Here is a 23,900-nt window from a genome sequence, read left to right on the forward strand (position 1 = left end):
CTACCCACTCAAACTAAGCCCCCTCAAAAAAATCGCAATACTTTCACCCTACGTTTTATCGACTAAATATCAAAACCGCCATAAGGGCCGCAGATCGCCGGAAAACTTGAACCGCAGCACATTTCCCGCCCAGCACCGGGCCCGGTGGAAGCCGAGGCCCCACCCGCCCTTTTTCCAACGCACTTTAAAAGAACGCGGCCCGGGGCCGCGCCTGAAAAGCCCCCTCCGGGGAGGAACGGCCCAGGGCCGGGGCTCCCGCCCCATCCCCCGCTTCGCCCTGGTTCAACGCCCACAAAAAAAGCCCCGATTTCCCGGGGCTCTGTCTGCAACGCTCAATGGCAATCAGGCCTTGAACGGGTGCGCCGGCCATTCCTGGTCCGGGTGTTTCTTTTTCCACGCCTTACCTTCAGCAGTTTCGGCCCATGCAAGGAATGCCTTCGGCTGACGTCCAGTGCCAGCCCACGTGGTCCCATCCGGGATCTGGAACTTCGGGGCGCGACTGATGGCGCTTGCGGAAGCTGACTTGCGTGGCTCAAGCAGCGCCTTCAGATCGTTCTTCTGCTTCGTGGTGTAATGGTGCCCGAACTGCTGCAAAGTCTCGTAGACCCCTGCAAAGCTGGCCCCTGCTTCGGCCGCCAGCGCGTCGCCTTCGGCCTTTTCCATTTCGGCCACCAAGGCCTCCGCTTCGGCCTTTTTCTTGCGGATTTCTTCGAGCGTCAGTGCCACGGTTTTTCCTTGGGGTTGATCAAACCCCGATCCTGCCGTTTTGCGAGACCACTGTAAACCCTCAACGGCTCAACCCACGCTCTCCCTTGGAGACTGTTACGGGCTTCACCCTCAAGAGTCAGTGAGGGCATGCCTTCCGCCGGCCACTGAAGCAAGCCTCGGCGGTTGAGGGGACCGGCCGTGCCCACCTCCACGCTCCACCATGCAATGCCGCAATGTCCAGGGGCTATCGGGGCCCCGGCAAAGCCCTGGGCAGCAGTTCCGCGATCCGGGCGTTCAGCCGGTCAACCGAGTGCAAGGCGTGCTTGTGGAAGATGACGTGGATATTGCCGTTCTTAAACCGCTCGCCCAGGAACGGCTTCAGCAGTTCCCCACCTCGTGCGTCACCAAAAACCCTTCGGAGCCGCGTGTCTCAGCGGATGCAGACTGCTGGATGGCGCGATTGGCCTTCATGGCCATCGTCTCGGCCCAGACACGCAATCCGATGTCCTGCAAAAGGATTTCTTCCCTCTTTCTCGCGGTCGATTCGATGATCCAGTGGCGGCCATACGCGCCATGCATCAATGGCCCCTCTGGCCATCCCTTCCGGGCGACGGTCATGGCCAGTCCGGCGATCAACTGCACGTCAAAGCATCGCCCCGCCTCTCCCTCGGATAGCTCCAGGCGTGGAGCAAGGGGAGCCCCCACCATGGCAAGGCCGCTTCAGGGCAACCGCCAACAGCGGGGATTGAACGCTGTTGCCAGCGCGCCAGTGCCTCGCTATGCTCACAGCACGGTGGCGACCCAGAGTTGTGAGTGACTCAAACCCGCGTTCCTGTTTTGACCCTCTGCTCGTTCCCCGAATCGACCGCCGCCTGGCACCGGATTCGGCGTAAGCACTCACCCGGCCCGGTCACCAGAGAGCTGCCATGTCGATCTACTCCCGTCCTGTTTTCGTTGCACACAAGGCCCTTGCCGCCTCTGGCATTGCGGTCTCCAAAAGTCATCTCCGCGAACTTGTCGCCGCGTTTTGCGGCTTCAACACGTTGGCCGCGTTGCAGGCCAGTCCATACTTCCCAGAAGGTGCGCCCGTTGACGGATTGCTGGTCCTCGCCGATGTAGCGCGAGCCCAAGCCCGGTGCCAGGCTTTGATGGCAGATGTGACGCCACTGCCTGTCCTTAGAGCCCTGTATACGGCGTTGGATACCACCCCAGCTGTCGGCGCTGTTGTGCTGGCAGACCTGAATCGAGATTCCGAATCACTCAAGCGCCTGATCCACGCCGAGGTCATGTCTGCCCCCGAGATGGCGGGCACCGTGGACGACTACGAAGCGCGTGTCCAAGACATGATTCGCCCTAACGACAACCCCATGTCTATCAAGGTCCCTGAAGAACTGGCGCGCTCTTTCGCCAAAGACACCGGGCCTGTCCATGCGTTGGATGGCTCGGCTTACTTCGACAACGGCCGCTTGATCGCTTCGTTTGAAGGCCGATACACCGACGCCAGGGAAGAGTCGGGCCAGGTCTCCGTTACGCTCCAGTTCCAGCCCGTCTCCCCCTCGCTCTTCTTGCTGGAAGACCGGGAAGTGGGGTTCGAGTCCGAGGAGGACGATGACGCGGTGACTGCCGATGACCTGGACTACCAGTTCGCCTCTATCATGGATGACGACCGCTAAAGATTCCGCCCCTTCCCCACGCCCTTCCTGAATATGTGGAGAAGGGAGCGGTCGATCCATCAAACCGCTTACGTGGCCGCACCGTCTTGGAACGTGGACTAATCTATTTAGCCAGCAAGGGAATGGAATGGCATGGACAAAGGCAACGACAAACAACGGATCGCCGAATGGCGAGCGAAGCGACGCCAGCAGCGTTTTGAACAAGAGCGGGAACGGGACAGCAAGCGTCAGTTCGGCGGACACTACTTTCTCGAGGATAAAGAGGCGCAAGGCATTGATCCTGCTGACGCCGCTGCGGACGCAGAGGAGCTGGCCTTGGCCCAGCAAAAGTTGGTGCGCGCACAGGCCCCGCCTCGCCTGACGAGCAGCGAGCTCAGGCTGGCGTTGTGGTCATGGGTTTTGGACGCGTTGCGCCAGTTGTGGAGTGAGCGGGAGCAGAAGCTGACCTACCTGGAGGACGCCGCTCGGCTACTTGCCCACATTCGTCACCGATCTGGGATTGATCCTGTCCTTCGTGCTCCGGCGGAGATGATGAAGAACGACGCGGTCGAAGCACTTAGGGGGATACTGGAAGAGTCCGGCCGCCTGATTCCGAGCTTACCGCCCGCCTCACTCGCTCCGCTAGACGTCGAGGTGGACGGCAAGCGCGTCGAGCAGGTGCTGCGAGTCATCCGGGATGGGCAGGCTGACTTCAGGAAACGGTTGATTGAGCATTACGGGGCCGCGTGCATGGTCACGGGCACGGCCCACGCGGCCGTGATCGATGCCGCGCACATCACGCCCTATAATGGGACGTCCACCAATGCACTCAGCAACGGGCTGCTGCTCCGGAAGGACATCCACGCCCTGTTCGATGCAGGTTTGCTTGCGGTGTCCCCGAGCCTGGTCATCTCCGTCTCCAGCACCCTTTCTGATGCCTGCTACCGCGATCTGGATGGGCGGCCACTGAGACTTCTAGCCCCGTCCAAGATCTCTACGAACGCTCTGCGGTCTCGGATGCTCGGCAAGGCGGCGGACGAAATCAGCCTTTCAGGCGTTACCCTCGGGAACAAAGATGAATCTCGCACCTGATCCGCTGGAAGCCGTTCGCTGGGAGCACCACGAGGTGGCCGTTTACAGCGGCCTCGACCTTCCCTCCTTTGCTACTTTCCGGCGCGAAGTAGTGCTGGCCGCCGTCTCAGCGCTGGATACTAAGATCGACGCTCTTGAGAACAGCGAAGAGGAGGTCGAGCGGGTCTTCGCCGTAGATCACTACGCTGACATCCGGCAGTCCACCATCGAAGCGTTTTTGCTGGCTACGCAGTCCATGCATGAACGAGCCCTTCGAGGATTGATGGTTGGCATGGCAGGAAGGAAGACCTGGCCCGCCGGCAGAATCCAGCAGATTCAGCGCTGCTCTTTGGACGGCAAGGGCCCCAATCTGCTGCGCTTCTTTCAGGAACTGTTCGATGCACCCATGGAATGGTTCGGCGTCCACGCCGACTTGCAGTTCCTTCACCTGTTGGGCAATGCGCTTCGACACGGCAACGGCGACTCTGCAATCAAGATCCATCAGCTCGCGCCGTCGCTTTGGATAACTTGGCTTCCGCCGGGGTCCACCATTGGGGGCCTATACACCGTCCCGCTTGACGCACCGCGGCATCCGGCCTTCGACACGATCACCCTTCCTCGCGTCCTGCTCGATCAGATGATGATGGCCGTGAGAGCATTCTGGGAGGACATCGAGTTCGTCCGCTGCAACTCGTTCTCCAGAAAGTGCGAAGCGGTCGAGAAGCACATGAAAGAACTTCGGGAACAACGCGCGCGTCGATCAAATGAACGCGCTTGGACGCCGGGCTGATCAAGCGTTGGGTTGAGATCAGGCTCTGTTCTTCATTGCTCGGCGTCCACCGGCACCCGATGAAAGTTCACGTTCAAACGTCGGATGAGCGCCTTGGTGGTCTTTCGAGGGGCTCGAGGACAGATCAGGACGGCATCCCCGTTGGGCACCCGACGGGTCGCTAACTGCTCGGCCCGCAGGATCGCGCGATACTTCACGCATTGGTAGACGCCGCGCATGAGCTCGTCCTCCGAGCAGGTGCTGGTCTTCACCTCCACTGCCAAGCGCTGCTTTCCGTTGTCGAACAGCACGTCCAGCCGATCCCCGCTGCTCAACACTGCCTCGTTCCTCCCGAGCTGGAACTCGCCGAAGTCTGACAGCTCTTCAGGGTGCTCACGCACCCACTTCTTTAAAGCTTTGTGCTCGAGACTCTCTGGTGCACTGGCAGTTTGGACCTTGGGCAAGGGCAGCATGTCCCCCTTATCGGCCTCCAGCGCCCCGGACGCGGGTTCCAGGCGAGCCACGCCCAGCGCCGCTGCTATCTGATCCCACTTGTCGTAGTGGTAGACCGCGCTCATGGCGGCGTCGAGGTAAGCCTTCCGGTCGGCAGCCATGCCTGCACCGTTGTCCTCGAAGAAGTAGTGGGCAACCTCATCCGCGCCCGTGCTTGGGTAGCCGGTGCTCTTGCTCACCACGATGGTGTTGATCGGCGGGATACGCTCCCCTCGCCAACCCGGCAGCAGTCCCAACTGTTCAATGGCGAGCCCCACCGCGCCAACGGCAGGCCCGTAGACCGTCTTGCGCGCCTTGGGCTCGTGTCCAAACTCTTGCTCCAGCTGGTCGGCCAGCTCCCCGTAGAAGATAGGCCTTCCTTCCTTGGCCCGTCGAATCAGGATCGGGAGGATGTCGGCCACGACCTGGATGCGCCAGGGGGTGTTGGCGAGGGGAAGCTGTGTCCAGTCAAATGCCACGGGTTCGTCCTTTGCGGGCTGACTGCAATGGTATCGATCAACGCTGGCAGTGTGGGTCTTGAGACCAAATCGCGGAACCCCCATTCCAATCGGACTACCGCGAACAGGGGGGAACAACCATGCAACACGACCTTTGGCCTGAGCTTCGAGCTGCGGCATCTCAAACCTCGGGGCTCAACGTCCATGAATACGCGTCCAAGCTCCTCCTGCAGCTCAACCGCGATTTGATGACCTTGCCCAACCCGGACATCTTTGAGCCTCGGGTGCCCGTCACTGATACGCGTTTCTTAGATCTGGCATCCAGCGCATTGAAAGTGGCCGATGGCTTGCGCACCCGCGCCAGACGGGCCGGCACTGAATCATCCGCCTTTCACCAAGAGTTGAACTCTGTCCTTCAGCAGATCAGTAGCCTGTTCAGCAGACTGGACATAGGCGATCCTCGAGATGCTTTGGACCGCTACCGCTTTAACGAAGCTGCGCTGGACTGGATGGACACCCTCGGCATTCACCCAGCTAGTCCCGGCGCTGCCCTTCACTGGACCAGACCGCGCAAGCTGATGCCACTTGAGGAGATCCACAAGACCATCCTTCGCAATGACTCAATGCTTAAAGCCATGCTCTCGCCGCCTGCGCCAAAGACGACGGAGGAGTGGGTTCGTGAAGCCCGTCACTGGCAAACCCTTCGCCGTCATTGGGCGCCAGTGCTTGAGGAGTTTTGCACTCAATCGGCGACCATCAGCGGAGAGCTGGAGCCTGTGTAGCAACTACTTGCATACGAGTTGACGCACCTGGTCCACGCCCGGCAGCGGCGACGGCAACACGGCTTTGCACCCCCCTGCCACGTCAACGGTCATCCCTGTTTCGGGGTGCTCCAGGTAAAGGGCCCCGTCGTAACCGACCATGGCTTGTTCGTTCGGCGTGGAGGCCATGGTGCCCGGCGCGATGCTGGCCCCGGTCAGGGTGAAGGCCCGAGCGTTCCGGGTCAGCACCGGGAACGTCACCCGCACGCCGCCTTGCCGGGGGGCCACGGCTTGTTTCTCCGTCTTCCCGATCTCCACGCCCACGGGCAGGTCTTTGTCTTTGAGGCTCACCGTGGTGGGCAGCAAGGAGGGAACGTCGGTCACCAAGACGCGGCCTTGCTTGTTGGTCTGGCCGACCGGTGCGCCGTTGACCCGCACCAGCAAGCCCGCCTGGCCCGGCACGTCCACGACCGCGAAGCTGGCGTAGGCCGGACGCCCGAAAGCCACGCCGCGGTGGTCCAAGAACACGGAGCCGGAGAAGTTGGCCGCCACCTGGGTCTGCCCGTCGTAGCGGTCCAGCATGATCCGGGCGTCGCCATAACGGGTCATGGCATCCGCCGTGGCCCGCGTGCTGCCCATATCGCCCTCGGTGTGCTCTGCAGCCAAGCGAAGGCCGCCCTCGGAGCGGTAGGTGGTCCGGGTGGTCAGGGAGTCCTGGCCTGGGGCCCGACGCGCACGCACGCCCACGCTGGCCTTGCTGCCGAAGCGGTAGGTGTAGCTGGCGGCCACTTGAAGATCGTCGCCTCGGAGGTCTCGGAGCACGTTGGCAGACATCTGGCCCGCGGCGCCCAGGTTTGCGCTCACGCCCAGGGAGGCGAAGGCCAGACTGGTGCGCCCCGTGTCGATGGCGCTGTAGGTGCCGCGCAAGGTGAAGCGGCGATCCGGGCGGTAGGAAATGCTGGCTTGGGTGCGCGAGGCGATGGGCAGCGCCGTCTCGCTCTGCAGTCGCCAGAACCCGTCGTTTTCCTCGTGTTCCAATCGCACGCCAAACGTGGGCCCTTTGTAGTCGTAGGCAAGAGCCCAGCGCGTCCGGCCGTCGCTTGAGCGCCCCACCTCGCCGTCGAGCACGCCCCAGGTGCCCGGGGCCCAGGTGCTCCCCAGGGTCAGGTTGCCGTTGCCGTTCTCGTCCACTTGGCCACCGGCTCGGATGGTCCAGCGGTCGTTGACGCCCTTGGCCCACGACGCGCTGACGCCGGCCGTGCCGTAGCGGTTTTCGTCTTCGCGGACCTGGCCGGCGGCGATTTCCCACGCGGAGAGCCCGGGGCGCAGCAGGGTTGGGGCGACGTAGAGGCGTGCAGTGGAAACGGCGGTTTCCCGGCCGTAGGCGTCGCGCACGACCACGGCCGTTTGGCTGGCTCCCAGGGCCACGTTTCGACCGTCCACGGTGAAGGGGCCGGCCTTGACGTCCTGGCGCGTGATTTCGGCTTGGTTGGACAGGACCTTGACCTGCCCCGGATCCAGCGCGATGCCGCCCAAGGTTGGGACGGGCCACGTCGGCGTGAGCGGATCCAGTGCTGCCGGGTCCTTCGCGAGGCGAATGCCGCCCAGCGCCACGGGGCCGATGCGGGGCGTGGCGTAGACATCGCCGGCTTGCCAGGTCCGTTGGCGCTGAAGGTCGTCTTTCTGCCAGGCCGTCATGCCGCGGCGCATGCCAAACCCGTTGGGGGATTGGTTGAGCTGCCCGGTGGTGGAGACCACGCCCCAACGCCCTCCGGTGCGCGCGTCCAGTGCCAAGGACGTGGCTTGTTGGCCGCCTGCGATCTGGGTGGCGAGGTTGTAGTTGACCAACACGCCCCCGATGGCCGGCGAGACCTGGGAAACCGGGGTGCCTCGTCGGGTGAGCTGCTGGGCTGGCTTGCGGTCGGCGGGGATGGTGAGTTGGACCGTGGCGTTCTCGGGGTTGTAAGCCACCGTGACGCCCAAGGCTTGGTCAGTCAGGTCCTGCCCCTCTTCGCCCGGGCGAAGGGTCACGCCGAGCTGCTGCCACGTCGTGGTTTCCGCGACCCAAGCCCCGTTCTGCTGCCAGAGCACCACGGGGTCCTTGGCGGGCTGGCCGTTGGCCAGGATGGGCGCTGCAAGCACGGGTTCCACCCCGTCTGGGATGGCCGCGTGCGCGCTGCCGATGGACAGGGCCAGCGCAAGGCCCAGGACGCTTCCCCGCCGCATGCGTTGCCCTTAGTCTGCGGGGACGGTAGCGGGGGACCCCTTGGCCGTGATTGAGAGCGTGGACGCTTTCAAGCCGGGCTTGAGCTCAACCAGCTTGCTCTGACCAGGGAGCACCCACCCCAGCGCCCCTTCGCGCCACGCCGGCATGCCTTGAGGACCGACGGCGGTCACGCGTGCGGCGGTGGGCCCGGAGTTGGTCAGCAGAAGGCCGTCGGCGGTGAAGCGCGCCCTGAGCACCGGAGGACCGGCCTTGGCGTCTTCAAACCCCACCGGCAGGTTCTGGTGGATCAACAACTGCACCTGGCCCGCCGTGGAGGGCTGGGGCAACTGGCGCAGCAGCACGCGGTAGTAGCCCGGCGTGCCGACGCCTTGAGTGCGCACCAACCGCACGGCCCGGCGGGCCCCAGGCGGGATTTCGACAATGGACGGTGCCGCGAGCACCGCGGTGGCGGGGCTGGTCACGTCCTGCCCACTGGGGTCTTGGGACCAGTCCAGCACTGTCACTTGGAAACGCTCGGGGGTGTTCCCATGGTTTTCCAAGGTCAACGCCCCCGATTTTTGCCCAGCCGGCGCCACGATGTTCGTGGGAAACAACGACACATTGCCCGCCCACGCAGGCACGGCGAACAACGAGCACAACGAAATGGCCAACAAACGCTTCAACATCAGTCCTCCAAAACAAATCACATCCTTTGATCCAACCAAAACATTTAAAGTTGTCAACCCACCCTCAAAAGAAAACCCCCGGGGATTTCCGGGGGCTTCAAGGAAAACGGCTGAAGATCAGTAAGTCAGGGTCACGGCGATGGTGTCGGAGAACGTGCCGCCGGGCACCTTGCTCAAATCGTAGAACGCGTAGCCGATGCCGATCATCTGCTGCTCACCGGTTCCCACGCCCTCCCAAGCGTCGGCACCACGTCCCCAGATCTGGCTTGCACCCGGATCCTTGTAAAGGTCGTAGGCGACGAAGTTCCCGGTCCCATCCGACACGGCGCGGTGATTGGGACGGCCAATAGCGGCGCCATAGTTCAATCCATCGCCGGGCACGATGCTGAAAGCGGTGCCTTGGTTGCAACGGACCAGCAGCGCCCCATTGGAATAGCCTTGCGCCCCAGAGGCCAAGCCGTTGTATTCACCGCCACCCAACTGCGTGACAAACAGGCTGCACTCGTTGTTCAAGGTAGCGGCAATCACCAGATCTTCGGTGACGTCAGCGGCGGACGCCGAAGCTGCAGAGAAAGCGGCCACCAAGGCCAGAGAAAAAGAAAGGGTCTTGCGCATTAAAAATCCTCCTCGGATATTGGGGAAAAAGGAAAGGGCCCGACTTGGGCTTACTTCACCAATACTCGATAAATCCATTTACGCAAGAGGATCTGCTGACAAGATTTTCGGGTGCCAATCCAACCACTTGCTCCGAGTGCGCGAGTGAGCTAAAAAGCAATGGCCGGTCGCAGAAGCGTCGGTGTTGTGCCCGCATGCCAGTAGGCTCCGGGTGCCCGAGGTCCACCCGATGGGGGCGCGGGAATCTTTTTTTCGATTCCGAAGCCAGCCATGACGACCAAGCGCCTCAAATCCATCCGTAGATCCGCCTTCCATGCTCAGTCTGGCCGCTGCTTCTATTGCGGCCTGCCGATGTGGCTCGAAGCTCCATCAGAGCTGGGACTGAAGTCCCGCAAGGCTCAAGCCTTTCAGTGCACCGCCGAACATCTGCTGGCCCAGCAAGACGGGGGCCGAGACGTGTCCGGGAACGTGGTGGCCGCACACGCCCGGTGCAACCAGTGCAGGCACAAGCGGAAGGGGCCAGCCCCTTCCCCTGAAGCGTTCCGGGCGCTGGTTCAAAAGCGCTTGGCAGTGGGAAGATGGTGGTCCAGACTGCCGCCAGGGATTGCACGTGCTCCTGTATGACCTCATCAAGCTCTACGAACCCTCGTTTGAGCCGGCTCGCACCAAGGTTCACTTGGCCCGAAACAATAAGATCGAGGATCCGATCGATGTTTGGCTGGACGGCCGGTTTGACGACTGGCAGTGCTGGCAGCGGCAGCGGAACTTCGACCGGGACATGGTGTTGTCCCTCGTCCAAATCCCCAATACCTACCGTTGGATGTTCGCCGGCCTCTTCCGATCCGTGGGAAGCAGGCCCGATGTGGATGCCAACGGAACGCCCCACGTTGACTACACCTTGGAACGCATCGACAGCACACTGGCGTTAGAAGGACGCCTCTTCGTGACGGGGAAATACGTCAGCCGCACCTCCTATCTGAGAGGCGAGACCCTCTCAGGAGACATGGTGGTGCACGAACTTCTAGCAGAAAAGCTGGGAGACGGAGAGTTCCCTGGGTTCGGTCAAGTGGACATCGACAAAGATACCCTGGACCGCGTCGTTGCCAGCGGCAACAACTCTTGGCGTGCGGCTCTTTCCAGTGTCAAAGGCATCTATCTCTTAACGGACAGCAAGACCGGCCTGCTCTACGTCGGAAAAGCAGACGGCGACGCCGGCATCTGGGGACGCTGGTGCCAGTATTCGAGCACCGGGCACGGCTGGAACAAGGCCTTGGTCCAAGAGTTCGGCATCAAGGCCACAGATCGCCAGCGCGATCTCCGCTTCTCGATCCTCGAAGTCATGGATCGGCGCTCCCAAGAGAGCCAAATCGACAAGAGGGAGTCGCATTGGAAGCGAATCTTGATGTCCCGCAATGGCTACAACCGCAACTAGCAATGTTCAACTAAGCCGCAGAGAACCGTCATCTTGTGATCGTTAGCGGCATGCCCGAGGCATGCCGTTCTCGGCACACGAATGCTCTTTCAGACAGGCAGGCGCTCAGCGATCCAATCCATCCATTCGGATTGTGCAGCCGTCGCATTGGCACTCAAGGGTCCACGCCCGGGGATGAGCTCAAGGGCGTCGGCCTCGGCGCGGAACTGAGGGAAGAACGGGCCATTGACGCCCATCACGAAGAAGTCGCCTTGTAATGCGCAACAGGCTTGGCAATGGTTGACCCAGTAAGTGGCATCGGCGGTTTCCGAGCGCCCTGGCCTCAGCCAAGGTGCCGCCTCGCGCACGTGCGCGGCGACGTGATCGTCCAAATCATGGATCCCGTGCAACGTGGCCGCATCGCCTGCTTCCGGCTCGTCTTCTGGCTCCTCTACGTCTGCGAAGTCCACGAAGGACGGCACCCACACCGACGTTACCGGCGCTGCCTCGCCGCACTTCCAACACTCCACGCTGGCCTGCAGGAGTGCATAGCTCGGAGCGGACAAGGTTCGTTTCATTCGCCCTGCCCCACGGCCGCGGCTCGCACCTCTTGAAGACGCAAGGATAGCTTGCTGGCAGAAACCCGCCCGCCGCGACTCCCACGCGCCTCGCGGACAACCCCCAGGGCCATGACCACGGCTTGGAGGAGATCCGATTTCGTCCGCCCCTGCTCGCTCCACTCGCCCGGAAGGGCGGTCAATGCAGCGACCGCGTCCTTCCCTGACAAGTATTGGACGCACGTCAAGGCGGACCAATGAAGCCCAAACTGGTTGCGCAGTCGTGTTCCCGCCTCCTCTTGCAAGAGCGTTCCCTCCGCCATGTCGAGCAACACGTATGCAGCGGCCAACGCCTTGGAACGGGCATTCGCGGGGCCTTTGTCCACGGGATTAAGCAGCCGGCTTCGCCTTGGCCTTCTTGGCAGGTTTCCGAATCGGCTTTGCCTTCTTGGCGACCTTGCCCACCTTCGCAGCGCCCTTGGCCGCAGCCTTCTTCACTTTGCCTGAGGCAGGCGGGAACTTGGCCCCAGGGTTGGCCTGGGTCCACGCCTTGCCTTCGGCTGACTTGGCCCATGCAGTGAAAGCCTTGGGCGCCAGCCCTCGGCCTGCCCAGGTCTCTCCCGTCGGGAGTCGATACTTGGGAGCTACTTTGCCGAGCTTTCGGCCTTTCAGAGGCCTAGCAGAAGATTTCGGGGAACGCGCCGGCTTGACGTCAATGGCCTCGCCAATGAGCTTGGCAACCTGGCGACGCTGGCCGGGGCTGAGAACCTTCGCATACTTCTGAAGCACCGCAATGGCCTTGGGCACCTCACCGTCGCGTTTCTCCACCAACCGCTTTTGGGCTTCGAGCTGCTTGATTTCCGCGTTGATCGACTGGAGGGTGGTCAAGGCCAAGGGGAATACTCCGTTGAGGGCAAGCAAGGGTTATAGCCCATTGGCGGGACAAGGGCCAATGCAGGACCGACCCGTCGACCCGCTTACTCACAATAGCGCCACCCTCCCAGCGACTAATCACGCGTTGCCGGGCCCTTTCATATTGGGATCGTAGGGCTGAGATATGATGCCGGCATGCCCGTTCGCCCTGACCTCGCCTACGATCTGCTCAAGACCTTCAGCAAACTGGAGTTCCAGCTTCGACGGCATGGAGATTTCTTCCGGAAGGATAGGCAAGGCGATCCGATTCCCGATGTGGCTTGGCGCAAAGTGGAAGACCGCGCCCGCTCGCTTGGCGACGCCTTTTTGGAAGAAGTCCCCGAGTGGGCACGCAGGCGCCTTCTTGGTCAGCGCGACGAACGCCCCATGAAACAGAGGATCGTGGAGGAGGACGGGCGCCTAGTGGCCCGCTTCATGCCCAGCCCCTTGGATGCAGACTCAGATGCGGTGGCCCTTGTCCAAGCCATGCAGCAAGTCCGCAACAACCTCTTCCACGGCGGGAAGGAAGATGCGGAAGAGGATCCATACGCCGAAGACGACGACTGGGTGTATGCCGCGACTCAGGTTGCCCTCGCCCTCCAACGCGCGTTGGTGAACGGATGGCTCGACAGCAGCGTGCAGTAGTAACTCAACGGCCAGCCCCGTGCCATCAACGGCTCGGCTAGTCAGGGTGAGTGAGGAGTTGGCGGCTGCGTCTTGAAGGTCGGACACCCGTCCTGCCGCATTGCTTTGGCATAGAAGGATGGAAGTTCCAAAGCGGCCCCCCCCTCTTCCACGGACAGACGAAGCGGGATGCCCTCCCAGAAGCTCACAATGGCATTTGAGAATGCATCCAAATGCTCCTCGGTCATGCACATGTGGGTGTAGTCCACGTAGCGCCAAGCCCCCTCATCTGACTCCAACTGGGGAACGAATCGAGGGAAACGCTGTTTCAAGGCTGCGAAGGCCGGGCCTTCGCCATGCTTGAAGACGTTGACGACCAGCCGCAAGGCCTCGAGGTCTTGGTAGTGCGGAACTGACGGCACATCCCACCCGAAAGCGACCAACAGCGCCTCCAGCTGAGTCCATTCGCACCGCCAGATCTGATCCCGGGTCTTCTCTCCTATGACCCACCCGGCTTGGCGCAGCTCGCGAGCAACCCGGACACGGAAGCTCTTTTCAAAGTGGTGATACATGCCAGCGGCGATGCCTAACAGTGTGCGCTCTCGCATTTCATGGAGCAGGTCGTAATGTTCGAGGCTCCGATGGAACGCCGCCTCGTAAACCATGGACATGTCCCATTGCTCGGGGTCGAAGCACTCTGGCGGATTCTCCAAGCAGTCCTGCTCTATGGCTTCCGCCTCTGCTTCAATCGCAGCAAACGGCGCCAGGAGACGGGCTTTGGCTTGAGCCAAATAAAAGCGCTGCTCTTTGACTCGCAAATCGATCTCTTCTGCCATGAAGCAGAAGACGCCGCTGCGCCTGCGCGTGACCAGGACTTGCACTGTCGGCTCCGTTTTCCCTTGAAGGCTTATGGGGTAGAACGTGAGGCATAAGGCCGGTCTTCCATGACTGCTTGCTTACTTCTTTTCCCGAATGGCAGCCTGAAGTTGCTCGGTCACGCTGTTGCCCTTCTCGTCCCTTAGCTGAGCCATGAGGTAGATCCCCCTGCCCTTGCTCTTGCTGGCCCACAGCTCACCGATCATGCGTTTCTCCTTCTCGGAGTCCGCCGTGTAACGGTCACCGCCCTTGTATTCGACGACCAGCAGGCGACCGTCCTTGAGCTTCGCTACAAAGTCTGGGTAGGTCCGCTGCTTGGACGTCGGCATCCAGAACTGGCTCTTGTCCACCAAGTTTCGGACCCAAAACTCCACCTCATCCAGCTGATCGATGGCCTGGGCGCAGAGGAACTCTTCTCCCAGTTTGCCACCAGCCGTTTTCCACTTCAGATCGCCCACCCAGGTGTAATAGTGCTTGCGGAAGCGATAGGTCCCGCCTTGCTGTTCGTAATAGGAATGCCCCGGATACTGCCTGAAGTCCGCTGGGTAGGTGAACATGGCATCGGGCTCGTCGCTGACCACGATCTCTGCGTCGGCACCAAACAGGGCCTGTTGGAAGCCATCCTTAAGGGCCTCTGCCTTGGCGATCTGGAGTTGCTCGCCGAGCTTCCGTCGGAGCACGAACTGGCCATTGAGCAGTTGGGATAGTGAGAAGCCGCGATCTTCGGACAGCCCGCTGATGGACCGACGCAACCACTCCCGCAGCACGGGCTGCTTGATCCCCGGATCACGGATCTTTTGGTCCAGCCAGCCCACCAAGTCCGCTTGAGTGCGGTCCTTAGAGAAACCCGGCAAGTAGGTGTTCACGTCGTCGTCAATCGGCGTGTAGATCACCTTCTCGTCCACCAAATCGACTTCAAAGGTTTTGCTGTCTGCGTTGAACTTGAGGCTGGTCAAGTCCGGGGGATAAGCCAACAGATCCCAGGTAAAGCCTGGGGGCGTGGCACCGCTCTCCAAGAACTCCAGCTCCCCCTGCTCCATGACCCCCAACCGCGGCACGCTGAACACCGAGCCATTCTGGCTGGGTGCCTTGACGGCCTTGGCGGCGATCTGGTGCCGCTGGATCGTAGCCGTCGCTTCCTCGCGCTCCTTGGTTGGCACAGCCTTGGTGATGGCTTCCACCGTGGAATCGTCCACCTCGCCCGTGATCTCTACCAAGCCCCCCTTACCTTCTTCGTTCGGAGTGAATACAACGCTGGCCTGGTCCCGAGCAGGGATACCAGTAAGGTCCGGCTGTTTGCTCACAGCAATGGTGGCCTTTGGCGTCACGGGAACCGGATAGACCTTGCCGCCTTGCAAGTCCAAGCCGGGGCCAGGTGTGGGATCCGGCAACACCGCACCCACGGCCTCAAGAGGGTTGAACCCGATGTCGATGAGCGACTTGGTGAGCTCTGCGGCAGCCAGGTTAAAAGCCGCAGTGGTGACGTGCGCGTAGGCCTTGTTCATGGCCTCCTGCTTGCGGCGGGTGGCATACGGCATGCGCAGCACGCGGCCCAGCAGCTGCTGGATGTCCTTGTCGCTCTTGACCTGGGCCACCGAGCAGAAGACGTAGGCAAAGCTGCAATCCCACCCTTCCTTGAGCGCTTGCTTGGTGATGATGACCTCGATGGGGCAGTCCTTGGCGAACAGGTCCACCCCGTCGATCTCGCGCTGATCGCCCGTGGCGATGGCAATCGCCTTCTCGGGCACCTTCTCGTTGTCGATGAGGTGCTTCTTGACCTCCTCAACCGTGGCGATGCCCTTGGCGTTCTCAGCCTGAATCAGCAGGATGGGACGGATGTAGTCCGGCTCGCCCAGCGCGGTCTTGCCCAACTCGTTACGGCGGGCCACAGCGCTGCCCACTGCAACTTCCCATTGCCCGACGTGCTCCTTGAGCACGACTGGGAACTTGATCATGTCCGCGCCCTTGAGCTCAAAGGCACTGACGCTGACCAGCACGTTGCTCTTACTGGCTTCTGGCGTGGCCGTGAGCTCCACCACCACCTTGGCACCCACGCGCTCGTAGACCTGGTAGGACAAGGGCGTATTGGCATTGTGGGCTTCGTCGGTGATGACCAACGGACCGTGAAGTTTCAGCAGATTGGCAAAGGACGCGATGGCCTTTCCCGCCTTGTTCTGCTCCAAGTAGGGCAAATCGGACACGCTGCCGGCGAAATGGGGCTCTAGGTCCTCGTGGTGCTCATAGACCTTGCGCCCCTCCTGATTCTCCACGCGCAGCGCGGCCATCGTCGATATGACCACGCAGACCTTGGTTCCCAAGTCAGCGGGGCGGATGTGGGTGAAGTCTTCCACGTCGAACACCGCAACCTTGCCGCCAAACGCTTCATCCAGCTCTTGGCGGTAGGGATGGCGGGGGTTCTTGAAGGCTTCCAGCGTCTGGGTCTTGATCTGGGTGGTGGGCACCATCCACATGACCAGCGGGAACTCGCGCTCCAGATAAGCGTCGCCCGCCGCTTGGATGATGTGCGCGCCCATGACCGTTTTGCCGCCGCCCGTGGGAATGCGTAGGCACACGTAGGGCGAGGCCTCCAGATGAGGCATGGGTTTGTATTGCGTGACCAGACCGGCATCCACGTTCTTCTCAAACGCGGATGCGGGGCCGGTCAGCCGGGCGTCTTCGAGGAACTGGGCCAGGCTGGACAAGGCCCGCTGTTGATACACCTTGAGAGAAAGAGCCATGCTTAGCGTGCCTTGATGTCGTAGGGGGTCTGCTTAAAGGTGATCTGGAGCTCCTCCAGCCGCTCTTTAGGCAAATCGCAGGATTCGCCGTAGATCACCTTGGGCCCCTCGAACGGCTGCAGGCCTTTCAACACACGCTTGGTCAGCACGTTGCCTCCGGTCTTGCTCTCGTCGCCCAAGATGCCGTTGAACAGAAGGTAATAGCCAATCCCATGGTGCTCGCCTAGGAACGGCTGCTTGGGAGCACGGGTGGAGCGTGCCGTCCCGGTTTCGGCGAACCAGACATGCGCGGCTAAGTGCTCGAACTTGATGCCGTCGCGAATGTGGCCCTCGTCATCAAAGACTGGCACGCCCAGCTTGTAGAAGCGGAACCCGCCGCCGCCTTTCCAGTTCACCACCTCCGAAACGCCGCCCTGCTCTCCATCGACCACTTTCGCAAGACGCGGCTGGCACATCGTCCGTGCATGGTCGCCTGCTTCAACCCCAATCCAGCGGCGGCCCATCTTGTGCGCCACTGCGGCGGTAGTGCCCGACCCCAAGAAGCTGTCGAGGACGATGTCGCCCTCTTCCGTCGCGATGCGGATGACGCGCTCCAAAAGCGCTTCGGGCTTGGGGGTGTCGAACGCGACGTCCCCCGGGAACAGCTTGCGAAGCTCATTCTTCGAGGTTCGATTGCTGCCCACGTCCTCTTTTCGCCAAAGCGTGCGCGGCACCAGGTCTCCGACTTCCGACAAGAACTTCTTGATGCTCGGGCGCGCGTCTTTCTTGGGCCCCCACCAGATACGGCCATCCTCATCCAGTTCCCGCAGCTTCTCTTCAGATATGCGCCAGAAGCGACCTGGCGGAGGCGAGAACATACGGCCTGTTGGACCAGTCAGCGTATAAGTGCCCTTCGAGTAGGGCTTGTTCGCATATGGATCGCCGGGTAGCCATGGGCCGCGAGGGTCTTTGTCGGGGTTGGTGTAAATGGCGTTAGACTTTTCGTCACGTGGCAGCTTGCGAGGACGCCATTCTTCATTTTTAGAATAGACGAAGATGAAGTCGTGATCGCTGGAGAACTGACGAGCAGAGTTGCGGGGGGAGTCCGCTTTTTCCCAAATCAGTGTCGAGACAAAGTTCTTTCTGAGGAATATCTCGTCCATGATGACCTTCAGATAATGGGCCTCCGCATCGTCCAACGTGATCCAAATAGATCCGTCCTCACTCAAGAGCTCTTTGAGGAGCTCAAGACGCGGATACATCATCGACAACCACTTGGCGTGCTCAAGGTTGTCGTCGTAATGATCAAAGGCGCTGCGCGTGTTGTAGGGTGGATCGATGAAAATGCACTTCACTTGGCCCGCGTAGTAAGGCAACAATGCCTTCAACGCATCCAAGTTGTCGCCTTCGATCAGCATGTTCGGAGAGTCGACCTCCCCATAGGACAAGCTGGCCACCGGCTCCAAGAGTCGGTAGGGCGTCAGGGCGGAGCGGGTCAGGTCCTCATCACGGTCGGACCAGTTGAGCAGTGGCATCTATTACATCCCCTCGAACAGGCTCCAAGTATCGTTCAGCGGGTGCATTTCGGCCAATACTCGCGAATCAAGCCACTCGCAAGCCATTGATAAAAATGGCTTTTGGGGGATAAACGAAAGAACAGGCAGAAGCTCTACCGTTGCCGCGCTCCTTTGCGCCACTCCCATGGCGTCGTGAACTCGCCGGCCCAAACGCCGGCACGCCCGGCTTGCGCCACTTCCTCTGCAGCCACGTAGTCCGTCGAATACTGGCGGTAGGCCAGTGCCCAGCCATTTAGCACCAACCAAGCCTGGACGTCTTCCGTGCCGGCAAAACAACGCGCCAACGTGCGCTGATAGCGGTCCGTTCCAGTGGGGTTACACGAAACAGTGCGGGAACCCAGCCAATCGCTCAACGCGAAGGCAGCCTTTTGGCCACATGGCCACTCCTCGCCTGCCGGACCACACTTCTGCTTGGATTCCGGGGCATCCACTCCGGCCAATCGTATACGCACGCCGTGGATCTCGATTGTGTCTCCATCGATGACAGAGCTTCGCCCTACAATCAGATTGGGCACCTGGCCGCCGGGCTTAGGCGAACGCACTTCTTCATGCACTTGAGCTACCTGGTCATTGCCCTTCCACCAGACTGACGCCTTCTTCAAGCCGGTGAGGGCAGCAGCCAGAAGAACCGCAGTGCAGATAACCTGGATGAATCGCTTTCCATTGGAGTGGATCGTGACCTTCTGGCTCATCATTCAACGGGAGAATAGAACAAAGAAGATGATTGCGATGACCACCATGCCAACCAACATCAGCTTGTTGCTTCCCTTGGTGACCGTAACCTTTGTCTCTCCGCTGGCAGTTCTGTGGGTGCTCGTGAGGGTGAAGTCCTCCTTCCCCTTCCCCAACTCCCGTGCAGTGTCAATGTCCCTCGCAATGCCCACGTTTGCAGCTGCATGACGACGGCGCATGTCTTCATCGCTGCTCTCACGCTCAATGAGCGTCTCAAGAGCCTTTCCTGCGTATTTCTGCCGCTGCTCGGACGTCATCTGGCTGACCAGCTCACGGCTCAAGCTGGAGCCGCCTCCCGTCCCGTCAAGTTGAATACCGTTGTCGCGCTTAGACAGTTCATTACTCATAGATCACCCCAGCCATCTCTTTAGTTTTGCCCATGCCGAGACCTTCGGCCTGACGATGTGAACTCGGATCGTCCCCTGCGGGAGCTCAATAGTGTGCTCAACCGATGTGTGGTGGTCCCCCAACTGACCCAGCAGCTCCTCGATTCGTTGAAACTCGCTCTTCAGGTAGGAAAGCCGACCAATCGACTCGTCCTTGATCGCTGCAGACAGCATCTTCTCCGCCGCTTCCGTGTCGCCATCCGCCAGCCAAGACAAACGCTGTTTCATATCTTCGGAAAGGTTCGCCGTCTCTCCATGCTTGACCACCTCCTCAATCACGGGCAGGAGAGCATCGATCCATTGCTCTGGGGAAGTCGCCACATACCGGCTCATCTTCCTAAAACTTGCCTGCCGCAACTTCTTGACCAGCTCAAACCTAACGTCGTATGGCAGTAAGGGCGGCAACAGGTTCAAAAGCCGCTCTGCCACCTCGCCACTCATTCGAACACTGCCGCTCTTCCATTTGGGATAGGTCTTGCGAGCATAGTTCCCAGCAGACGCGCCGAACTCCTCCGCGTAGAACTCAAACAGATCATCAAGTTCATCGCGGTCCAGCGACAAGAAGAGGCGCTCCACATCTCGGTCAATACCACCGAAGGTCGAGCTCAGCTTTTGCCGCTTCGAAACAACGTAGCCCGCATAACTCCGCCGATACTTGGATCTATACCGTCCCACGCGTCCTTTCCCTCTGTTTCGCTGCAAGCACGCCTTGCCGCCATTTCCGATGCTACCTGACATTGGCGCAAACAGTCTCCCGCCCCAAGGCAACTTCCGATTTAACGGGCATGCGCTGCCCCGTCGGCTTTGTTGCCCTGAGGATTGCCCCCCTAGGTTTGCTGAGCGCTCCTCTCGTCATTGCATGCTGATGTTCCCCGGACCGGCGGGCGCGGGCAGGGGACCGCAAATACGTGAGAACCAAGACCCGGTAGCGCACTCAGAGACATCCTGCGCCCCAAAGCACCGTAAGCAACTGATTATACAAACATTTACGACGAATCGAAGGCTCGGACAAGGGAATCGCTCGTCCTCTTACTTTGTGTCGAAGCCGGTCACGCGGCAAAAGCGGTATACAGCCGAACTGCTCACCCCAAGCTCCCGCGCCAACTGAGCCCGGCTGACCACCTTCAAGCGATCCCGAACTTGGTCCAGGCCCAGCCCTCGCAAGCTGCGCTGCTCCGGCCCTTTCAGGACACGCCCCAATCGAAGCGCTTGGCGGTCCAGGCCGATGGTGGCCGGCGACACGCCCAAGCGCTGGGCCACCTCGGCCGAGGTCAGCCCGGCTTGAACCAGCTGCTGCACCTGCTGGCGGCGCTCGATGAGCTCGCGGGCTTGTCGGTCCCGAAAGGCCTGCCGTCCGGAACCGGCCAGGCCATGCCGCCGAACGAAGCGGTTCACGGCCTGGTGGGTGACGCCCAGGCGTTGGGCCAAGGCGCGCTGAGTCACCCCTTCGTCCAGCAAGGATTGAACCTGGGCCGGGGAGCGGCCGCCGAGGAAGCCTTTGCGTGGAATCATGATGGAGTGGCCTGACGACGTCGCCCATCGCGCGGCGCTTTGAGACCTGCTCTTTTCATGTAAACAGATATAGACGACGCGCTGACCCCAAGATGCAGAGCCACAGCGTTGGCCGTCTGGAATCGGGCGAGCAGGATCTCGACCTCTGCTCGACTCAAGCCCGAGAGGGTCATTTTCTCCGCCGGTTTACGCATGCCCGGAAGCTTCAGCGGTTTGCGGTCGGTCGATGGTGTAGTGGCCTGGCGGCATCGCCCGTCCCGTGGCGCTTTGAGGCCGGCTCTCTTCATGTAACAGGACACCTGCGCCCCACTGGTTCCGAGATGCAACGCCACTGCCTTGATGGTCTGGAATCGAGCAAGAAGGGCCTCGATCTCTGCTCGACTCAAGCCCAAGAGGGTCATTTTCTCTGCCGGCAGACGCACACGCGGCAGCTTCAGCGCTTGGCGGTCGGCCGTTATGCATGCGTATGGCACGGCCAACTGTTGCGCCATTTCAGACACCGATAGGCCGGCCTCGCTCAACCGGCGCACCTCTTCGCGCCGAGCCAGAACAACCGCCTTCTTTCCGTTTTGCGGCATGTCCAGTTCGTATTTCTTGCAAAACAGGCTAACCGCTTGCTGCGTGACGCCGATCCGAGCCGCCACACGGGTGCGGGTGCCCAGTTCGTGGAGCAGGCTCAGCACTTCCTCAACCGAGTGCCCTGCAATGCTCCTCGGTTGTCGTTGGCAGACCGGCAACCGCAGTCCAAGGGCTTGAGCATCTTTCTGCAAGGTGTAAATAGCCACCCCGAGGAACCGTGAGATGTCCTTTCGTGCCATGCCGGCCTGAATGCAGGCGCGGACCGCATAGCGGCGTTGGCTCACATAAGCCCGGTAGCGCTCCGAGGGCATGGCATCCGCAGGATCCACACGCTGGGCGCGCTCGATTTGCTCCGGTTCGCCGTGTGCGTTGCGGTGCGCGGCCAGGGCGTCGTCCACGTCCTTGCTGAAAGGCGTATTGCGTTGGGCTGCGTCGTAGAGGGCCTGGATGTCCGCGGGCATGGGCAGGAGTTCGATGCCGTCCGGCCCGGGAAGAACGCCTGGGGCAAACAAGGTGGAAGGCTCGCGTGTCATCGGCCCACCCAGTAGCCCAGCCCCGCGCTAAGCAAGGTGGCCGCGTATAGAGCGGCGTCCTCAGCGCTGGAAATGTTGAGGGCCATGATTACCGCCCCGAATGCGAGCGTGAGGACGCAACCCGCGAAGATCCCGCCAAAAATCGCTAAATCCAGGTAGAGCCAAGCGCCGCGCTCCCCAACCCAGAAAAGGGCCAGCGATTGCTTTACAGCCGGGTAAGTCAACGCGGCCATAGAAGAGAGAAACGCCGCCGAGCAAAGAAACACGGCAAGGACCAGCACGGAAAGGACCAGCATCGTCAACGCACTCATTCGCGCGACCTTCCCTTGCGGCAAACAAGCGCCAGCAGGCAGAGCACCACGACCGTGCCGAGGACAAACAGGCCTCCCCCGGTGGCGACCTGGTGCCAGATGCTGAAGGTGGCTTGGGCCAAGAACGCGCTGATAACCACCATCCCAACCCCAAACAGTCCGCCATGGATCACGAAGCGGCCGTGCGTGCGAGCGTCTCGCTCACCGCCCCTCACCCGTTGCCATGCTGCCTTGGCGTCGCCAAAGCGCTTGAACGTCCAGAGCGGGACCAGGACCATGAGGCCAAGCAGGGTCAGCAGAAGGATCGCGCTCACCATGGGCGGCCTCCCGCTTCGCTCTTCAGCGGGCGTGCCTGGAAGGTGAGAGGTTGGCCCCACTGGCTGGGCTTGAGACTCCATGCCATTGGCAGGCGGTGCGGCTCGTGAGGTTGCACAGGGGAGCAGTCCATGCCATCTAGGATGAGGTGACCGTAATGGTGGGCAATGCTTTTGAATGTGGCTCCCATTAGCGCCGCCCTTTGCCGGTCGTTGCCGCGTTGGTAGAGCGCACGCCCCAGCCGTTGGCTTGGCGCAACCGTTCGATCTGGGCTGCTGCTTCGTGAGAAAGGCCCAGGTATCCGCTCTCGTCCATCAAAACGTGGCCTGGAGATTGCTTGAAGTCCTCGATGCTCAGCGCGGCATCGGGGCGCTTGCGGAAAAATGCGGGCCATTTCATCAGCGCTTCCCCTCAATCGGCACAACGCGGGTCTTGCTGCCCCTACCCGTCAAGAACACCTTGTCCCCGGCGCGGATCGGCAAGTCATCGGCCTGCACAATGGCAATGACTTTTCCGCTCTCCAGATCGCGGACATACACTTCTACCCCGCGGCGCCTGCTCACCCCGTTTTGGATGGCCGTGCCTGCGACGCCCCCAATCACCCCACCCGCCACCCTGGCGGCGCTGCGGTAGTCGCCCTTAACCTCGCGAGCGGCCCCATAACCCACGGCGGCGCCGATGGCGGAACCGGCGTTGAGGCGCTTGTCGGATTTGATGTCCACGCTGCGAACCATGAGCACCTCGCCCAGGCGGGCGTTCTGAACGGACAGGGTTTCGCTGGCGCCGTATCGACGGGCGGAACTGTTGTCAGCAGCGGAGGCCGTCAAGGGGAGCAGGCCGGCAAGGGCCAGAGAAAGAACCAAAACGCGCATGAGGCCTCCTTTTATGAATGGGTTGCACTACCCATAACAAAAGGTTTGAAATGCGCAAGGGGATCGGGAAAAGAAAAAGGCGGCTTTCGCCGCCTTTGTCGCTACTTGCAGGGATGCGCTTCCGAAATATCTGACGCGACGGCATTCCACCCAACACCGCGAACACAAACGGCCGGCGATGAAAGCCGTGGCTGGTCGCCAGCCCGCACGATCAACCGGGTGGTTCGGCCGAGAACGTCAACGGTCACGGCCAACGAACGGCCGTCGCTCCAAGGACGGTCGAAGGAGCCTTCGAGCTGAACCTTTCTTTCTTGAACCTTCTCCCAAGGGATGCCTCCGGCATTGAGAAGACTGGGGAAATCGTCCAGGGTTGCGCCCTTGGGCAGGTCTACCTCGCCCAACAGAATCACCGCAGTGGGCGCAGCTTCTCTTTCAAGTGCAGCGGCGCTGGGTTGACTGGAACACCCCGCAGAGAGCAGCAACGCACCGGCGATGGCCGACAGACAAAGATTGCGCATAGATCCTCCTTTTTTGTGTAGGTAGAAATACCCATAACAAAGAAAGGGAG

27 protein-coding genes are annotated in these 23,900 nt (G+C 61.2%); 6 read left to right on the top strand and 21 right to left on the bottom strand.

The window, feature by feature from the left end:
- Positions 1 to 342 precede the first annotated feature (342 nt).
- Together AC06FA_RS03755 and AC06FA_RS03760 are read right to left on the bottom strand one after the other, a co-directional pair.
- A complete protein-coding gene (locus tag AC06FA_RS03755; protein WP_032960302.1) occupies positions 343 to 726 on the bottom strand; it encodes an H-NS family nucleoid-associated regulatory protein in 384 nt (127 codons plus the stop codon).
- A 360-nt stretch (positions 727 to 1,086) separates the two neighbouring features.
- On the bottom strand, positions 1,087 to 1,350 hold the full coding sequence (locus tag AC06FA_RS03760) for a hypothetical protein (protein WP_180886793.1): 264 nt from the start codon (positions 1,348 to 1,350) through the stop codon (positions 1,087 to 1,089).
- Between the two features lie 284 nt (positions 1,351 to 1,634).
- On the opposite strand from AC06FA_RS03760, the gene AC06FA_RS03765 reads away from it, so the two are divergent.
- From AC06FA_RS03765 to AC06FA_RS03775, 3 genes are all read left to right on the top strand, one after another.
- Positions 1,635 to 2,381 (top strand): hypothetical protein, encoded by a 747-nt coding sequence (locus tag AC06FA_RS03765; RefSeq protein WP_478067185.1) that lies wholly within the window; start codon positions 1,635 to 1,637, stop codon positions 2,379 to 2,381.
- 132 nt (positions 2,382 to 2,513) lie between these two features.
- A complete protein-coding gene (locus tag AC06FA_RS03770) occupies positions 2,514 to 3,452 on the top strand; it encodes an HNH endonuclease (protein WP_478067186.1) in 939 nt (312 codons plus the stop codon).
- Positions 3,436 to 4,221 carry a hypothetical protein gene (locus AC06FA_RS03775; RefSeq protein WP_420791969.1) on the top strand — a complete coding sequence of 262 codons (786 nt, stop codon included), beginning with the start codon at positions 3,436 to 3,438 and terminating at the stop codon, positions 4,219 to 4,221. Before AC06FA_RS03770 ends, AC06FA_RS03775 begins: the two co-directional genes overlap by 17 nt.
- Before the next feature lie 32 nt (positions 4,222 to 4,253).
- Here the strand turns inward: AC06FA_RS03775 and AC06FA_RS03780 are convergent, their stop codons facing one another.
- Entirely contained in the window at positions 4,254 to 5,171 is a 918-nt protein-coding gene (locus tag AC06FA_RS03780) for a hypothetical protein (protein WP_478067187.1), read from the bottom strand.
- Positions 5,172 to 5,290: 119 nt separating this feature from the next.
- On the opposite strand from AC06FA_RS03780, the gene AC06FA_RS03785 reads away from it, so the two are divergent.
- Positions 5,291 to 5,932 carry a hypothetical protein gene (locus tag AC06FA_RS03785; protein ID WP_032960317.1) on the top strand — a complete coding sequence of 214 codons (642 nt, stop codon included), beginning with the start codon at positions 5,291 to 5,293 and terminating at the stop codon, positions 5,930 to 5,932.
- 3 nt (positions 5,933 to 5,935) lie between these two features.
- On the opposite strand, the gene AC06FA_RS03790 is transcribed toward AC06FA_RS03785, so the two are convergent.
- From AC06FA_RS03790 to AC06FA_RS03800, 3 genes are all read right to left on the bottom strand, one after another.
- Positions 5,936 to 8,053 carry a fimbria/pilus outer membrane usher protein gene (locus AC06FA_RS03790; RefSeq protein ID WP_478067188.1) on the bottom strand — a complete coding sequence of 706 codons (2,118 nt, stop codon included), beginning with the start codon at positions 8,051 to 8,053 and terminating at the stop codon, positions 5,936 to 5,938.
- Positions 8,054 to 8,146: 93 nt separating this feature from the next.
- Positions 8,147 to 8,803: a fimbrial biogenesis chaperone gene (locus tag AC06FA_RS03795; RefSeq protein WP_478067189.1), complete on the bottom strand. Its 657-nt coding sequence runs from the start codon at positions 8,801 to 8,803 to the stop codon at positions 8,147 to 8,149.
- 117 nt (positions 8,804 to 8,920) lie between these two features.
- Positions 8,921 to 9,418, bottom strand: coding sequence for a spore coat protein U domain-containing protein (locus tag AC06FA_RS03800; RefSeq protein ID WP_197581624.1), 498 nt, complete (start codon positions 9,416 to 9,418; stop codon positions 8,921 to 8,923).
- Positions 9,419 to 10,028: 610 nt separating this feature from the next.
- Between AC06FA_RS03800 and AC06FA_RS03805 the strand changes: the two genes are divergently transcribed.
- A complete protein-coding gene (locus tag AC06FA_RS03805) occupies positions 10,029 to 10,850 on the top strand; it encodes a GIY-YIG nuclease family protein (RefSeq protein ID WP_478067190.1) in 822 nt (273 codons plus the stop codon).
- A gap of 89 nt (positions 10,851 to 10,939) precedes the next feature.
- Here the strand turns inward: AC06FA_RS03805 and AC06FA_RS03810 are convergent, their stop codons facing one another.
- A complete protein-coding gene (locus tag AC06FA_RS03810) occupies positions 10,940 to 11,395 on the bottom strand; it encodes a hypothetical protein (protein WP_478067191.1) in 456 nt (151 codons plus the stop codon).
- Between the two features lie 381 nt (positions 11,396 to 11,776).
- Complete coding sequence (locus tag AC06FA_RS03815; RefSeq protein ID WP_478067192.1) at positions 11,777 to 12,280, bottom strand: H-NS family nucleoid-associated regulatory protein; 504 nt, start codon at positions 12,278 to 12,280, stop codon at positions 11,777 to 11,779.
- Between the two features lie 174 nt (positions 12,281 to 12,454).
- On the opposite strand from AC06FA_RS03815, the gene AC06FA_RS03820 reads away from it, so the two are divergent.
- A complete protein-coding gene (locus tag AC06FA_RS03820; RefSeq protein ID WP_478067193.1) occupies positions 12,455 to 12,943 on the top strand; it encodes a hypothetical protein in 489 nt (162 codons plus the stop codon).
- A gap of 41 nt (positions 12,944 to 12,984) precedes the next feature.
- Here AC06FA_RS03820 and AC06FA_RS03825 read toward each other — a convergent pair whose 3' ends face one another.
- From AC06FA_RS03825 to AC06FA_RS03885, 13 genes are all read right to left on the bottom strand, one after another.
- Positions 12,985 to 13,803: a hypothetical protein gene (locus AC06FA_RS03825; RefSeq protein WP_478067194.1), complete on the bottom strand. Its 819-nt coding sequence runs from the start codon at positions 13,801 to 13,803 to the stop codon at positions 12,985 to 12,987.
- Between the two features lie 75 nt (positions 13,804 to 13,878).
- Positions 13,879 to 16,536, bottom strand: coding sequence for a DEAD/DEAH box helicase (locus AC06FA_RS03830; RefSeq protein ID WP_478067195.1), 2,658 nt, complete (start codon positions 16,534 to 16,536; stop codon positions 13,879 to 13,881).
- A gap of 2 nt (positions 16,537 to 16,538) precedes the next feature.
- Positions 16,539 to 18,050, bottom strand: coding sequence for a site-specific DNA-methyltransferase (locus AC06FA_RS03835; protein WP_478067196.1), 1,512 nt, complete (start codon positions 18,048 to 18,050; stop codon positions 16,539 to 16,541).
- 134 nt (positions 18,051 to 18,184) lie between these two features.
- On the bottom strand, positions 18,185 to 18,784 hold the full coding sequence (locus AC06FA_RS03840) for a thermonuclease family protein (protein WP_478067197.1): 600 nt from the start codon (positions 18,782 to 18,784) through the stop codon (positions 18,185 to 18,187).
- Between the two features lie 3 nt (positions 18,785 to 18,787).
- Positions 18,788 to 19,171: a hypothetical protein gene (locus AC06FA_RS03845; RefSeq protein WP_478067198.1), complete on the bottom strand. Its 384-nt coding sequence runs from the start codon at positions 19,169 to 19,171 to the stop codon at positions 18,788 to 18,790.
- Between the two features lie 3 nt (positions 19,172 to 19,174).
- On the bottom strand, positions 19,175 to 19,771 hold the full coding sequence (locus AC06FA_RS03850; RefSeq protein WP_478067199.1) for a hypothetical protein: 597 nt from the start codon (positions 19,769 to 19,771) through the stop codon (positions 19,175 to 19,177).
- A gap of 468 nt (positions 19,772 to 20,239) precedes the next feature.
- On the bottom strand, positions 20,240 to 20,722 hold the full coding sequence (locus AC06FA_RS03855) for a hypothetical protein (RefSeq protein ID WP_478067200.1): 483 nt from the start codon (positions 20,720 to 20,722) through the stop codon (positions 20,240 to 20,242).
- The gene (locus AC06FA_RS03860) at positions 20,719 to 21,834 is read right to left on the bottom strand and encodes a hypothetical protein (protein ID WP_478067201.1); all 1,116 of its coding nucleotides are present in this window, start codon (positions 21,832 to 21,834) and stop codon (positions 20,719 to 20,721) included. Before AC06FA_RS03860 ends, AC06FA_RS03855 begins: the two co-directional genes overlap by 4 nt.
- Positions 21,831 to 22,145, bottom strand: a complete 315-nt coding sequence (locus AC06FA_RS03865; RefSeq protein WP_197581608.1) for a hypothetical protein — start codon at positions 22,143 to 22,145, stop codon at positions 21,831 to 21,833. Before AC06FA_RS03865 ends, AC06FA_RS03860 begins: the two co-directional genes overlap by 4 nt.
- Positions 22,142 to 22,462 (bottom strand): hypothetical protein, encoded by a 321-nt coding sequence (locus AC06FA_RS03870; protein WP_040234039.1) that lies wholly within the window; start codon positions 22,460 to 22,462, stop codon positions 22,142 to 22,144. The genes AC06FA_RS03865 and AC06FA_RS03870 overlap by 4 nt, the downstream gene beginning before the upstream one ends.
- Positions 22,463 to 22,649: 187 nt before the next feature.
- Positions 22,650 to 22,859 carry a hypothetical protein gene (locus tag AC06FA_RS03875; protein WP_197581606.1) on the bottom strand — a complete coding sequence of 70 codons (210 nt, stop codon included), beginning with the start codon at positions 22,857 to 22,859 and terminating at the stop codon, positions 22,650 to 22,652.
- Entirely contained in the window at positions 22,859 to 23,332 is a 474-nt protein-coding gene (locus AC06FA_RS03880; protein WP_197581604.1) for a hypothetical protein, read from the bottom strand. The genes AC06FA_RS03875 and AC06FA_RS03880 overlap by 1 nt, the downstream gene beginning before the upstream one ends.
- Positions 23,333 to 23,433: 101 nt before the next feature.
- Positions 23,434 to 23,850 (bottom strand): hypothetical protein, encoded by a 417-nt coding sequence (locus AC06FA_RS03885; RefSeq protein ID WP_197581602.1) that lies wholly within the window; start codon positions 23,848 to 23,850, stop codon positions 23,434 to 23,436.
- Positions 23,851 to 23,900: the final 50 nt, after the last annotated feature.

The organism is Stenotrophomonas sp. Steno-C17, assembly GCF_056393165.1.

Bases quoted from the DNA above. Each gene is read 5' to 3' on its own strand.
- AC06FA_RS03765 (WP_478067185.1), top strand. From the start codon at position 1,635: ATGTCGATCTACTCCCGTCCTGTTTTCGTTGCACACAAGGCCCTTGCC.
- AC06FA_RS03770 (WP_478067186.1), top strand. From the start codon at position 2,514: ATGGACAAAGGCAACGACAAACAACGGATCGCCGAATGGCGAGCGAAG.
- AC06FA_RS03775 (WP_420791969.1), top strand. From the start codon at position 3,436: ATGAATCTCGCACCTGATCCGCTGGAAGCCGTTCGCTGGGAGCACCAC.
- AC06FA_RS03785 (WP_032960317.1), top strand. From the start codon at position 5,291: ATGCAACACGACCTTTGGCCTGAGCTTCGAGCTGCGGCATCTCAAACC.
- AC06FA_RS03795 (WP_478067189.1), bottom strand. From the start codon at position 8,803: ATGTTGAAGCGTTTGTTGGCCATTTCGTTGTGCTCGTTGTTCGCCGTG.
- AC06FA_RS03800 (WP_197581624.1), bottom strand. From the start codon at position 9,418: ATGCGCAAGACCCTTTCTTTTTCTCTGGCCTTGGTGGCCGCTTTCTCT.
- AC06FA_RS03820 (WP_478067193.1), top strand. From the start codon at position 12,455: ATGCCCGTTCGCCCTGACCTCGCCTACGATCTGCTCAAGACCTTCAGC.
- AC06FA_RS03830 (WP_478067195.1), bottom strand. From the start codon at position 16,536: ATGGCTCTTTCTCTCAAGGTGTATCAACAGCGGGCCTTGTCCAGCCTG.
- AC06FA_RS03835 (WP_478067196.1), bottom strand. From the start codon at position 18,050: ATGCCACTGCTCAACTGGTCCGACCGTGATGAGGACCTGACCCGCTCC.
- AC06FA_RS03840 (WP_478067197.1), bottom strand. From the start codon at position 18,784: ATGAGCCAGAAGGTCACGATCCACTCCAATGGAAAGCGATTCATCCAG.
- AC06FA_RS03845 (WP_478067198.1), bottom strand. From the start codon at position 19,171: ATGAGTAATGAACTGTCTAAGCGCGACAACGGTATTCAACTTGACGGG.
- AC06FA_RS03855 (WP_478067200.1), bottom strand. From the start codon at position 20,722: ATGATTCCACGCAAAGGCTTCCTCGGCGGCCGCTCCCCGGCCCAGGTT.
- AC06FA_RS03860 (WP_478067201.1), bottom strand. From the start codon at position 21,834: ATGACACGCGAGCCTTCCACCTTGTTTGCCCCAGGCGTTCTTCCCGGG.
- AC06FA_RS03865 (WP_197581608.1), bottom strand. From the start codon at position 22,145: ATGAGTGCGTTGACGATGCTGGTCCTTTCCGTGCTGGTCCTTGCCGTG.
- AC06FA_RS03870 (WP_040234039.1), bottom strand. From the start codon at position 22,462: ATGGTGAGCGCGATCCTTCTGCTGACCCTGCTTGGCCTCATGGTCCTG.
- AC06FA_RS03875 (WP_197581606.1), bottom strand. From the start codon at position 22,859: ATGAAATGGCCCGCATTTTTCCGCAAGCGCCCCGATGCCGCGCTGAGC.
- AC06FA_RS03880 (WP_197581604.1), bottom strand. From the start codon at position 23,332: ATGCGCGTTTTGGTTCTTTCTCTGGCCCTTGCCGGCCTGCTCCCCTTG.
- AC06FA_RS03885 (WP_197581602.1), bottom strand. From the start codon at position 23,850: ATGCGCAATCTTTGTCTGTCGGCCATCGCCGGTGCGTTGCTGCTCTCT.